The 12,387-nt window shown below is 71.0% G+C and carries 8 protein-coding genes; 7 read left to right on the top strand and 1 reads right to left on the bottom strand.

What is annotated here, in order from left to right:
- Positions 1-75: 75 nt before the first annotated feature.
- Positions 76-1,425, bottom strand: a complete 1,350-nt coding sequence (locus tag ACFY1E_RS09815) for an alpha/beta hydrolase family protein (protein ID WP_389073491.1) — start codon at positions 1,423-1,425, stop codon at positions 76-78.
- Between the two features lie 739 nt (positions 1,426-2,164).
- On the opposite strand from ACFY1E_RS09815, the gene ACFY1E_RS09810 reads away from it, so the two are divergent.
- From ACFY1E_RS09810 to ACFY1E_RS09780, 7 genes are all read left to right on the top strand, one after another.
- Positions 2,165-3,577, top strand: coding sequence for an alpha/beta hydrolase (locus ACFY1E_RS09810; RefSeq protein ID WP_389073489.1), 1,413 nt, complete (start codon positions 2,165-2,167; stop codon positions 3,575-3,577).
- Between the two features lie 246 nt (positions 3,578-3,823).
- Positions 3,824-4,648, top strand: coding sequence for an IclR family transcriptional regulator (locus ACFY1E_RS09805; RefSeq protein WP_389073486.1), 825 nt, complete (start codon positions 3,824-3,826; stop codon positions 4,646-4,648).
- Positions 4,649-4,927: 279 nt separating this feature from the next.
- A complete protein-coding gene (locus tag ACFY1E_RS09800; protein ID WP_389073485.1) occupies positions 4,928-6,472 on the top strand; it encodes an acyl-CoA carboxylase subunit beta in 1,545 nt (514 codons plus the stop codon).
- Positions 6,473-6,537: 65 nt separating this feature from the next.
- A complete protein-coding gene (locus ACFY1E_RS09795) occupies positions 6,538-7,794 on the top strand; it encodes a wax ester/triacylglycerol synthase domain-containing protein (RefSeq protein WP_389073483.1) in 1,257 nt (418 codons plus the stop codon).
- Positions 7,795-7,844: 50 nt separating this feature from the next.
- Positions 7,845-9,335 carry an MFS transporter gene (locus ACFY1E_RS09790; RefSeq protein ID WP_389073482.1) on the top strand — a complete coding sequence of 497 codons (1,491 nt, stop codon included), beginning with the start codon at positions 7,845-7,847 and terminating at the stop codon, positions 9,333-9,335.
- 51 nt (positions 9,336-9,386) lie between these two features.
- Positions 9,387-10,766, top strand: coding sequence for an NAD(P)/FAD-dependent oxidoreductase (locus ACFY1E_RS09785; RefSeq protein WP_389073481.1), 1,380 nt, complete (start codon positions 9,387-9,389; stop codon positions 10,764-10,766).
- Positions 10,767-10,832: 66 nt separating this feature from the next.
- Positions 10,833-12,350 (top strand): acyltransferase domain-containing protein, encoded by a 1,518-nt coding sequence (locus ACFY1E_RS09780; protein ID WP_389073478.1) that lies wholly within the window; start codon positions 10,833-10,835, stop codon positions 12,348-12,350.
- Positions 12,351-12,387: the final 37 nt, after the last annotated feature.

Here is a 12,387-nt window from a genome sequence, read left to right as displayed (position 1 = left end):
GGCATGCGGAAGGGCGGACCTGCAAGCAGGCCCGGCCCTTCGAACGCGCGCTCAGCTGTCCGGTTGACTCTCCGGTCAGCGGACGAAAGAGATCTCCGGGTACTTGTCGGTCGGCCCGTCGAGCAGGGTGCTGTGCTTGTGGCGCAGCGTCTGGTCGAAGAATGCGGCAAGGTAGACGCGCTGGACCTGGACCGCCCGGGCCGGATCGATCGTGCCGTACTGCTGCTGGATCTGGTCCTTGGAGAGGCCGAGCAGGCCCGCCTCCTGCGGCACCATCCACTCCTGGTCGCAGAACGACAGGTGCGCCGCGCCATGAAGCTTGATGTCGACCTTGTACCCCTTCAGATGCGACCACAGCGTGCGCCACGAACCGTCGTTGTTGCGGTTGTGCGTGCCGGAGCTGAAGAGCATGAAGGGTCGGTCCAGGTCCTTGCTCGGCGCCGTGCCGAAGAACTGGCCGTCCAGGTCGGCGCCGGCGGCGATGCGCTTGTCGAGCTGCATGGCGGTGTCGACCGCCCCACCGCCCAGCGACCAGCCGAACATCCCGATACGGGACATGTCCACCGATTGCGTCAGCCCGGCGGGCAGCGTCGCATGGCCGGCGTCCGGGTTGCCGCCACTGCTGATCTTGCCGAGCGCGTTGATGACGAACTTGATGTCGGCCGCGCGCACCTTGAGCGTGTCGGAGGAGTGGGTGCCCGCCGGCATCGCGTTGAGCTCGAGCCGGTTGCCGGGGAACTGCACCTCGTTGGCGTCGTGGGTGTGGTCGACGGTGACGACGAGGTAGCCGCGGCTGGCGAGATCCTGGGCGAGCGCGGTGCCCTGTGCGCGGTCCGAGTGCAGCCCGGTCGAGTACAGCAGGACGGGCAGCTTGCCGAGCGAGGTCTTCACCGGGGCGAGGACATGGCCCGCGGTCTTCGGCAGGGTCACCTGCTGCGGCGACATCCCGTGCGTGGTGAGGTAGTGGTTCCCGGAGATCGACGGCATCCACGGCGCCTGGTAGTGCCCGGACGTGGAGGTGGCCGGATACCAGAGCGAGACCATCACCTCGCGCTTGCCGCCCACATACGGATCCGTACGGGACGAGTCGACGAGGTGCAGGCCGACCATGCCCACGCTGTTCGGCCCGGTCGGCGCGGGCATCTTGAGCTGCAGGCTCGACGCGGCCGTGCGGCTCGACGTGAACGCCTCCGGGTGCACCGACTTCTGGGCCAGCGGCCCCTCGTCGTTCTCGGGCGCCCAGTCCGTCTTCGGCTTCGGCTCGGGCTCGTCGGGCGAGAACCCGGTGGCCGTGGGTGTGTCGGACGTCTTCCCGGCGGCCATCGCCGGCGTCATCCCCACGCCCAGCGCGACGGCCAGTGCACCAGCCGAACCGACCGCTCTGGCGACGGCTCTGCTGCGGGGCCGCGGGCGGCGGTGTTTCATGGAACCCCCTTGTTCGTCAGCGATCGTAGAACGCGCGATCGACTGCCGCATACCGTACAGCCACGGCCGGGGGCGGACTCACGCGCCCGGGTCACTGCCGGGCAGCGGGATGGCCGCCACGGCGCGGGCAAGCGGCGAAGGGGAGGCCGGGATCACAGGAGGGGCCCTCTGTGTAGCGCGGGTCGGGGTCGGTGGCGCAGGCCAACTTGTGTCAGTCGAGGGTGAGTTCACCGATCACGGGACGGCGCAGCCGCTTGGTTCCCGTCGTTCGCAGGGCCACGTCGTGGGCGACCCGCCGCTGGCTGAACTGCGGGTCCCGTGGGCGAACAGGGCGGCGGCCGGGCGGTTCCGGCGCACGACCTCGGTACGGCGGCCGATGACTGCGGTGCGGCCGTAGCCCGAGTGGAAGGCCATGGCGACAGTGGGTGGCCGGAACCGGACATGCTGATGGTGCTCCACGAAATGCGTAATACGGGGGATGGCTGCCGGCCTGGCACCGGATGTGCACCTTGTGAGGGGGAGGAAAATTGCCCTGGTACGGGATTCTCCGAGGTGAGCGGCCATCCCGCCCACGAGGTCATCCCACCCATGAGGCCGCACCACCCACGAAGAACCGCCAAGGTTGTGCATTCTGTTGACGGCAGCAAAATGTGAGCCCTACATTCCTCGGCGTGTTCGCTCAGTGCACTGAGCATCTGCTCCCGCCCGCCCGCCCGCACCCGCCCCGAGGAGCCGCACCATGCCTGCCGGAACCCGTACCCGCATTCCCCGCACTCGTCTGCGCATCGCCCTGACCGCCCTGGTCACGCTGGCGTCCGCGGCGCTCACCGCCGTCCCCTCACCGGCCGCCGAGGCGGACGCCCCGGCCACCGGCCACCTCACCGGCACCCTTTCCGACGGCGCCACCTGGATCGCGGACGTACCCGACCACTGGAACGGCACCCTGCTGCTGTTCAGCCACGGCTTCGGCCCCACCGTCGCCAGGGACGCCCCCACCGACGCCGTGCGCACCGAACTGCTCGCCGAGGGCTACGCCATGGCCGGTTCGTCGTACGACCCCCATGGCTCGATGTGGGCCCTGAACAGCGCCGAACGCGACCAGTTCGCCACACTCGGCGCCGTCACCGCGGAGATCGGAACCCCGCGCCGCACCCTGGCCGTCGGCCAGTCGATGGGAGGGCTCGTCAACGCTCAGCTCGCCCGCGACGGCGGCGGGCGCATCGCCGGCGCGCTCGGCCAGTGCGGTCTGGTCGCGGGCGGCACGGATCTGGACAACTACCAACTGGACGCCGAGTACACCATCGCCCGCCTGCTGCTGCCCGAACAGGACGTGAAACTCGTGCGGTTCGGCACCTCGGCCCAGGCGTCCGCCACCGCCGACCTGCTCACCAAGGCGGTCACCGCGGCGCAGTCCACCCCGCAGGGCCGGGCCAGGGTCGCGCTGGCCGCCGCCTTCCTCAACCTGCCCGCCTGGTCGCCCGGGAAGGACCGGCCCGCCGCAACCGACTGGGCGGGCCAGGAGGAGCAGCAGTACGACTGGTTCGCGCAGGGCATCCTGTCGTTCGTCGAGGGCGGCCGGTACGCCATAGAACAGTCCGTCGGCGGCAACAACTCCTGGAACCGGGGCGTGGATTACGCCCGTCTGCTGGCCGGCTCGGAACATGCTTCCCAGGTGCGTGCCCTCTACCGGGCGGCCGGTCTCGACCTGCGTGCCGAACTGCGTACGCTGACCGAGGGCGCCGCGATCACCGCCGACCCCGCCGCCGTCAGCACCGCGCAGCGGACCTCCTCCGCGGGCCAGGGCCTCGAGGTGCCTTTGCTCGACGTGCACACCACCGCCGACAACCTGGTCCCGGTGCAGCAGGAGAACCGCTTCGCCGCGCGCGTGCGTGCCTCCGGCGACGGCGCGCTGCTGCGCCAGGCGTACGTCGAGCGGCAGGGCCACTGCGCGTTCACCACCGCCGAGACCGTGGCCGCCCTGCACGCTCTCGAACACCGCGTCACCACCGGGCGCTGGGACGACGTCGCGACCCCCGCAGCGCTCCAGCGGTCCGCCACCGCGCTCGGTCTGGACGGGGCGGCGTATGTCCCCTACCGCCCGGCCCGGTTGACGGTCGGCCGCGACTGCCCGGCGTACCCCACCGGGCGCTGACCCAGGGACCGCTGACACCGCTCGGCGCACGACCACGGCTGTGCGCCGAGCGACGGCGGACTCTCGGAGGTGAGGCGGCCGCGCTCCCCGGCGGCTGACCACATCGATGTCCCGCTCCCGTTTGTGGTGGAGCCGTGATGGTCGGGTCCGGGTGGGCAGACCGACCGGACGGGTCACTACCTTGGTAACCAGGGACAGGCCGTCCGCCCTGTGTGGGACGGCGAAGCCTTAACGGGGAGCAGGGACATGAGCAAGCGCGGCACGTTAGGCGGCAGCGCGCACGCCGACCGGGTGTTCCGGGTCCAGCGGGCGTTCACCGAGGTCGAAGGGCAGATGCACGGCCCCGGTGAGTTGGCGGAGGTGACCGGTCTTGACGACTCCACCGTTCACCGCATCCTCCAGTCGGGCGTCTGTGACGGCATCTTCGCCCGCGAGGGGCATGGTCTGTACCGGCTGGGGGCCGGCGCCGCACGGCTTGGGCTGAAGTCCCTGGCGCACGCGCCCAACGAGCGTGTCGTGCACGCCGTTCTGGAGGATCTGCACGCGGCCACCGACGGGGGGCTGGCGTTCCTCTTCGCGCTGGCGCCCTTCGGAGGGGCCGGGAAACAGTGCCTGGACATGGCTGTCGGCACCTCGGATCTGTCCGAACTCGGGATCACACACAGGGCGTTCATGGAGGTCTGCCGGTCGCTGCGGACCGGAGCCGCAGGGCGGGCCATCCTCGCGTTCCTGCCGAAGGTCATCCAGGACCGGGTTCTGGCAGAGCCGGTCCCGGACGGGGCGGGGCCGGGGGCGTACCGCGACAACGCGCGGCTGCTGGCCTCCCTGGAGTCCGTCCGCAGGGACGGGCTCGCGGCCGACGTCGAGGAATGGGCGGCGGGCTGGGTGGGCTGTGCGGCGCCCGTGCGGTGGGACGGGTTGATCATGGGGTCGGTGGCCGTGCTGAAGCCCGGGCATGACATGTCGGCGTGGCCCGGGCTCGCCGTACGGGCCGTGCAGCGGGCCGCCGCGCGCTTCACTCCTGCGGACGACGACGGGCCCTGGTCGGCGGAGGCCCCCGGCTCGTACTGAGCATTCCATTGTCCGACGTCCAATGAACGGCACGGCCGGGCGAATTCGCCGCACCGGAAATTCGCAAGGCCTCGACCTCGGCGTACCCGCGACGGCTGCTCCTATTCGGGCGGATCTCCTTCTTCTCGCGTCGCGGGATTTCGCGCCCGCCCGGGTGTTTCTCGCCCTGCGGGAGAGTCGCGGATTTCCTTGACACGGCGCCGAGCGGCCCCCGAATAATCGACAGGGAAAGGAGATCCCGAAGCGATCCGAAGAGATCCGTCGAAACGGAGGAATGACATGCGGGACAGCGTCGCCCTCCTGCACGCCACCCGACGCGACGTGGAGCGCGGCCCCGGCTCCCGCAGCACCGAACAGCAGCACGCCCGCGGCAAGCTGCCCGCGCGGGAACGGCTGGATCTCCTCTTCGACGCGGGGTCCTTCCACGAGGTCGAGCGGTTTCGGCGGCACCGCGCCACCGGGTTCGGGCTGGAGCACCGCAGGCCCCACACCGATGGCGTCGTCACCGGCTGGGGCACCGTGCACGGGCGGACCGTGTTCGCGTACGCCCACGACTTCCGCATTTTCGGCGGATCGCTCGGCGAGGCCCACGCCACCAAGATCCACAAGATCATGGACATGGCCGTTTCGGCGGGCGCACCGCTGGTCTCCCTCAATGACGGCGCGGGCGCCCGTATCCAGGAGGGTGTCTCCGCGCTCGCCGGATACGGAGGCATTTTCTGCCGCAATACCAGGGCTTCCGGAGTGATTCCGCAGATCGCGGTGATGCTGGGCCCGTGCGCGGGCGGCGCCGCCTATTCGCCGGCGCTCAACGACTTCGTCTTCATGGTCCGCGGCACTGCGCAGATGTTCATCACAGGCCCCGATGTGGTGCAGTCGGTGACGGGTGAGGAAATCACCCACGAAGAACTCGGCGGCGCGGACGTCCACGGCCGGGTCTCCGGCGTCGCCGGCTTCGTCCACGACGACGAGGCCGAATGCCTCGAGGAAGTACGTCATCTGCTCTCGCTGCTGCCCTCCAACAATCGTGAGCTGCCGCCCGCCTACCCCTGCGACGACCCCGTGGAGCGTACGAACGACGGGCTCGTCGATCTCGTGCCCGCCGACGGCAGCCGCCCCTACGACATGCGTGCGGTGATCCGGGAGGTCGTCGACGAGGGGGAGTGGCTGGAGACGCACGAGGCCTGGGCCACCAGCGTGCTGTGCGGACTGGCCCGGCTGGACGGGCAGACCGTCGGGATCGTCGCGAGCCAGCCGACCAGCCTCGCCGGGGTGCTGGACATCCACGCCGCCGAGAAGGCCGCCCGGTTCGTCTCCGTGTGTGACGCCTTCAGCATCCCCCTGGTGACCCTGGTCGATGTGCCCGGTTTCCTTCCGGGGGTCGACCAGGAGCACGGGGGCATCATCCGCCACGGAGCCAAACTCCTCTACGCGTACTGCAATGCGACGGTCCCGCGGGTCTCGGTGGTGCTGCGCAAGGCGTACGGCGGCGCCTACATCGTCATGGACTCCCAGTCCATCGGCGCCGACGCCACCTACGCCTGGCCCGCCAACGAGATCGCGGTGATGGGCGCGCAGGGCGCGGCGAACGTGGTCTTCCGCCGGGAGATCGCCGCCGCCGACGACCCCGAGGAGGCCCGTGCCCGACTCGTCAAGGAGTACCGGGCCGAGCTGATGCATCCCTACTACGCCGCGGAACGCGGGCTCGTCGACGACGTCATCGACCCGGCCGAGACACGGTCCACGCTCGTCCAGGCCCTGCGCGCGTTACGTGCCAAACACGCCGACCTGCCGTCCCGCAAACACGGCAACCCGCCGACGTGACCGGCCCCAGGACGCCGCCCGAAGCGCCCGAAGCGACCGACGCGACCGACACGGAAGCGGAGCGCATGACTCACCGGCTCAACCCCATCGACGAGGTCTTCCTCTCCATGGAAGGCGAAGTCGGCCTGATCCACGGCCAGTTGCTCCGGTTCGGAGGAGAGCCGCCGCCCCTCAAGGAACTGCACGACCACCTCGCGGAACGGTTGCCCGAACTCCCGGGCCAGACCCACCGTTTGACGACTTCCGGTGGACGGTCCCGGCGGCAACCGGACGACGTCTTCGACCCCGTGGCTCACCTGGAAGAGGAGGAGTTCCCGGCGGGGACCTCCCTCGACACGGTCCTGACCGCCCTGGCCCGTGAGCCGCTTCCGCCGAACGCCCCGCCCTGGTCGATGCGCCTCGTGCACGGCTACGCCGACGGGGAGTTCGGGATCTGCTACCGGGTCCACCACAGCGCCCAGGACGGCATGGGTGCGGCCCACGTCGTCTCCGCGCTGTTCGGCGACAGCGGTCCTGCGAACGGGCAGCGTGCCGCGGCGGGACCGAGGCCGCTCATCAGCGGCTCCGCGCGCGAACTGGTCCGCGGCACGCTGAGCGTAGGCGCCGGTCTCGCCCGCGCTCTGGTGCCCGCCCGGCCGTGGCCCCGAGCGCCGAAGCCCCGCCCCGAACGCCTCGGCGTGTGCAGTGCCGGTGCGACCCGGAACGAACTGCGGGAGCTGAGCCGCCGCTGCGGAGGCACCCTGAACGACGCGTTCCTCATGACGTTGTGGCAGGCGCTCAACGACTGGAGCGCCACGGGCGAGGGGCTCCTGCGGTCGCGGCTGCGCACGACACCGGTCCCGCTACGGATGCCGCTGAGCACCCGACGGCCCGGCGAGGACACCCTCCTCGGCAACCACCTGACCACCGCGGTCGTCACCCTGCCCGCCCGTGGGACGCCCTTCGACGTCGCCTTCACACAACTCGCGGGACGGACCCGGCGGATGCGCGCCCGCGGTCTGCGACCGGCCGGCCGGGCGCTTGTCGGGATCCTTCCGTCCGCCCTGACGCGGTGGACGGTCCGCACACTGCTCAGCCCGTACGCGTCCCCGCTGTACGCCTCCAACTTCAGCCTGCCCACAGCGCTGTCCTTCCGGGGCGCCCCGGCGATCGACGTCACCCCGCTCGGGGTGCTCCTGCCGGGCAACGCCCTGTCCGTGACGCTGCTCTCGCACGGAGAACAGGTGCGGATCAGCTTCCTGTACGACCGCGCGCTCCGCGAAGCGGAGCAGCTGGCCGGCCTCTGGCGCGCTGCGCTGGACACCTTGTCCGCCTCCGCCTAGCCGGACCGCCCAGCGCGCCTGCCCACCGTACGTTCGACGAAGGATCTTCTATGTCCGGTCGGTCCCCTGCCCATGCAACCAGTCAAGCCGGTGGAAGCCGCGGCAACGCCTCATGGACCCTGGTCGTGAGCGGACTCGCCGTGTTCATGGCCGCGTTGGACAACCTCGTCGTGATCACCGCGCTGCCCGCCATCCAGAAGTCCCTGGGTACGGATCTCCAGGACCTGGAATGGACGGTGAACGCCTACACCCTCGCTTTCGCGGTCTTCCTGATGTGCGGCGCGGCCGCCGGAGACCGCTTCGGACGCCGGCGGATGTTCCTGGCCGGACTCACGGTGTTCACCGCCGCATCGGCGGCGTGCGCGCTCTCCGGTTCGCCGGGCGAGCTGATCGCCGCCCGGGCCGTGCAGGGCTTCGGCGCGGCCATCGTCATGCCGCTGACCCTGACACTGCTGACCGAGGCGGTGTCCGAGCGACGGCGGGGCATCGCCCTCGGCGTCTGGGGGGCGCTGAGCGGACTGGCGGTCGCGCTCGGCCCGTTGGTCGGCGGGGCCGTCGTGGAGAAGATCTCCTGGGAGTGGATCTTCTGGATCAACGTGCCGATCGGTGTCGTCGTGCTGCTTCTGGGTCTGTGGCGGCTGGCCGAGAGCAAACAGCCCGGCGCACGGCTCGATCTGCCCGGCACCGTCCTGGTGAGCCTCGGCATGCTGGGCGTGGTCTTCGCACTGGTGAGCACCACCGACGACGGCTGGACCAGCGGCAAGGTGCTCGGCTCCCTGATCGCCGGGGTGGTGATGCTCGCGGCCTTCGTCCTCTGGGAGCTGCGCACCCCCTCGCCGATGCTGCCCATGCGGCTCTTCCGCAACCGCTCGTTCACCGCCGTCAACGTCACCAGCGCCCTGATGTTCGCAGCCATGTTCGGACTGGTCTTCCTGCTCACCCAGTTCATGCAGAACATCCAGGGCTTCTCGCCGCTGGAGGCGGGCGTGCGGATGCTCGCGTGGACGGCGATGCCCGTGGTGGTCGCCCCCCTCGCGTCCTTCCTGACCGCTTGGATCGGCAACCGGCTCGTGGTGGCCCTGGGACTGCTGGCCGAGGCCGTCGCGCTGGGCCGGCTGGCCTCGGTGTCCCACGTCCACACCGAGTACGCGGACCAGGTCCCCGGACTGGTCCTGGGCGGCATCGGTCTGGGGCTGTTCTTCGCACCCGTCGCCGAGATGGCGATGAACGTCGTCAGCCCGCGTGAACAGGGCATCGCATCCGGCGCCAACAACACCTTCCGCGAACTCGGCGGGGTCCTCGGCGTCGCGGTACTGACCTCGGTCTTCACCTCGTACGGCGGTTACACCACACCCCAGCGGTTCGTCGACGGCCTGGTTCCCGCCGCCTGGGTCGGATCCGCCTTCGCGGCGCTCGGCGTCGTGGCGATGCTCTGCGCACCGCGCCGCTCCAGGCAGCGGCAGGCGGCTGAGGCGTCCGGGGCACACGTCGGACGCCAGGACGCGAGCGGGGCCCACGCACTTCAGGAGACCAGGAGCTAGCAGTCCCGTCCCGGCATGCGAACTCATCGAAACACAACTGGGGGACCCGACATGTACGACGTCATCGTGGTCGGCGCACGCGTCAGCGGCGCGTCCACGGCCATGCTCCTGTCGAGGGCGGGCCACCGCGTCCTCCTCCTCGACCGTGCCGTCCTCCCGGGAGGGAAGGCCGCGGCGACCAACCTGGTGCACCCGCCGGGCATCGCCCGGCTGAAACGCTGGGGGCTGCTGGACCGGCTGACCGCCACGGGCTGCCCGCCCATCCGGGAGTACGGCCTGCAGAGCGGCCGGGCCCGGCTGATGGCCCCGCTTCCGGCGGTCGAGGAGGTCGACGCGGCCTACTCGCCGGACCGGGCCACGCTGGACCGGATCCTGCTGGACGCCGCGCTCGAGGCCGGCGCCGAGTTCCGCGAGGACTTTTCGGTACAGGAGCTGTGCACCGACGAGACGGGCACCGTGACCGGCGTACGCGGACGGTCGGGCGACGGCGCCACCGTGACCGAACACGCCCGCCTCGTCGTGGGCGCAGACGGCTCCAACTCCACCATCGCCCGGCTCACGGGCGCCGAGAAGTACGCCACCCGGCCCGTACTCAACAAGAGCCACTGGGCCTACTGGGAAGGACTGCCGCACGACGGCCGGGTGCGCACCCACCGGCACGCCCGCAAACACACCTTCACCTGGCCCACCCACGACGACCTGACCATCGTGGGCGTCGCCCTGCCGGCCCGGGACTTCAGGGCGAGCAGCGACGAGGAACGCGACCGGACCGTCATCGAGGCGTTCGAGGACGTGGACCCCGGGTGGGCCGCGTCGCTGCGCGAGACCAAGCGCGCGGGCCGCTGGATGACCGGTGCGGTACCGAACTTCCTGCGCCGCGCGCACGGCCCTGGCTGGGCGCTGGTCGGGGACGCCGGATACACCCGGGACCCGATCACGGCCGCGGGCATCAGCGACGGTCTGCGCAGCGCCGAACTCCTCGTGGAAGCCGTCGAGGAGGGCCTGTCGTCACCGGGCGGTGCCGGACTGCCGGCCGCACTGGCCCGGTACGCCCACCGACGGGACGACCTGGTCACCGGCCACTACCGGTACACCTGTGAGCACGCCCTCATCGCCGACCACAGCCCCGAGGAGATCGAGTTCATCAGTGCGATGAGCCGCAGCGCCACCCACGGCCGGGACATGGTGGGCGTGTTCGCCACGATCGTGGACCCCGCACAGTTCTACTCCGCCGCCAACATCCATGCCCTGCTGGATCACCTGGAGCCCGGTCCGGACCTCGGCTGGAAGCTGCGGCTGGTGCGCTGGCTGGTACGCGGAAAACCCCGGCACTTCGCCCCTGTCTCCCGGGCCGGCGACCGGCTGATCGCCAGAAACCTCGGCCCCATGGGGCGGTACCTGCTCGACGGCTCCCCACAGCCGGTGCTCTAGCCACCCGCGACGAGCCGGCCGCCCACGCCCGAAAACCCCACCTCTTTCAGCAAGGGATCCATCAGCATGCCCGAAAACACCTCCACCGGCCCGAGCACCGCGTTCGTCTTCCCCGGCCAGGGCGGCTTCGACGGCGCCGCCCTACGGCGGGCGAAGGAGACGTACCCGCAGGTCCAGAGGGTGTTCGATCGCCTCGACTCAGCGACGGACGCACTGTTCTCACGACGTATCAGCGATGTCCTGTTCGGACCTGAACCGACCGACCTGCGAGGACTGCTCGCGGGCGACTCCTGGCTGTCCCAGGTGGCCATCTACGGCGCCGGCCTCGCCGCCTACGAGATCCTCACCGACCAGGGCGTACGGCCGGACGTGCTCGCGGGCCACAGCCTCGGGGAGATCACCGCCCTGGTGGCCGCCGGAGCCTTCTCGGCCGAGGACGGCGTACGCATCGTCGCGCAGCGCGTCGCGGTCATCGAGCGCCACGACGGGATCGAGGGACGCATGGTGGCCCTGTCGGCCGGTGCCGACCGGGTCCGGATGCTCCTCGGCCTGCTGGACGACCCGCTGCTGGCGGTCGCCACCGAGAACCACGACGAGCAGACCGTGGTGAGCGGTCCCGACGGGGTGCTGGACCAGGTCACGGCGATCGCCGCACAGCTGAACATCGGCGCGATCGAGATCGACGCGCCGTTCCCCTTCCACACCCCGGCCCTGGCACCCGCGGCGCCCGAATTCGAGGCGTACGTGCGCACGTTGGACCAGCGCCGGCTCCAGCGGCCGGTGTACTCGCCGATCCTCCAGCGCCACTACGAGCCGGGCGAGGCGCTCGCCGGCCGCCTCGCGGACCACTTCGTCCAGCCGGTCCGTTTCGCGGCAGCGGTGCGCGCCCTGCACCGGGACGGTGTCTCCACGTTCGTGGAGGCAGGCGGACGTGCCGCGCTGTCCAAGCTGGTGACCCGGCTGACCCAGGGCTCCGACGTGCGCTCCCTGCCCACCCTCGCGCTCGACGACGGAGGCCGGCTGGCGCTGGACGCGACCCTCAGGGAACTGCGCGCAGCAGGCCTGGCCGACCTGGACGGCACGTCCGGGTCCGGGCCCGGCCTCGCCGAGCTGCTGGCCCCGACCGTTGCCTCCGACCTCTTCGAGGCCTACTGGAAGGCGCACGGGCACGAGGTGCGGGAGCGCGTGCGGGCGGATGCGGAGGCCTTCGCGGAGGAGGAGCGCCGGCAGGGCCGCGAGCAGGTGCAGGTGCAGGTGCAGGTGCAGGAGCAGGAGCCGGCCCCGAGCCCCGCGCCCGTGCATGCGGCCCTGGACCGCGACGAGGTCCTCGGCGAGCTGCGGACCCTGTACGCGCAGGCTCTGGAGTACCCGGAAGAGGTCTTCGAGGGCGGAGCGCAGCTGGAGGCCGAACTGGGCGTCGACTCGGTCAAGCAGGTCGAGCTGCTCTCCCGGGTCTCCCAGCGGTACGAACTGCCGCCCCGCGAGGCGGACTTCCGGCTGGCGCCCTACAACACGCTCGACGCCATCGCCGACTTCGTGATCGCGGAGCTGGAACGGCACTCCGAGCCGGCGCAGGCGGGCTGATGCCGGACCGAGACCACGGACACCACGGACGCGACGG

The sequence above is a fragment of the Streptomyces sp. NPDC001604 genome (genome assembly GCF_042893475.1).
Taxonomy (GTDB): Bacteria; Actinomycetota; Actinomycetes; order Streptomycetales; family Streptomycetaceae; genus Streptomyces.
Note: the sequence above shows the minus strand (reverse complement) of the source record. Positions and strands in the feature narration are given on the sequence as shown.

Excerpts from the sequence above, each read along its gene's own strand:
- ACFY1E_RS09790 (WP_389073482.1), top strand. The coding sequence starts at position 7,845 with ATGTCCGGTCGGTCCCCTGCCCATGCAACCAGTCAAGCCGGTGGAAGC.
- ACFY1E_RS09810 (WP_389073489.1), top strand. The coding sequence starts at position 2,165 with ATGCCTGCCGGAACCCGTACCCGCATTCCCCGCACTCGTCTGCGCATC.
- ACFY1E_RS09815 (WP_389073491.1), bottom strand. The coding sequence starts at position 1,425 with ATGAAACACCGCCGCCCGCGGCCCCGCAGCAGAGCCGTCGCCAGAGCG.
- ACFY1E_RS09785 (WP_389073481.1), top strand. The coding sequence starts at position 9,387 with ATGTACGACGTCATCGTGGTCGGCGCACGCGTCAGCGGCGCGTCCACG.
- ACFY1E_RS09805 (WP_389073486.1), top strand. The coding sequence starts at position 3,824 with ATGAGCAAGCGCGGCACGTTAGGCGGCAGCGCGCACGCCGACCGGGTG.
- ACFY1E_RS09795 (WP_389073483.1), top strand. The coding sequence starts at position 6,538 with ATGACTCACCGGCTCAACCCCATCGACGAGGTCTTCCTCTCCATGGAA.
- ACFY1E_RS09780 (WP_389073478.1), top strand. The coding sequence starts at position 10,833 with ATGCCCGAAAACACCTCCACCGGCCCGAGCACCGCGTTCGTCTTCCCC.
- ACFY1E_RS09800 (WP_389073485.1), top strand. The coding sequence starts at position 4,928 with ATGCGGGACAGCGTCGCCCTCCTGCACGCCACCCGACGCGACGTGGAG.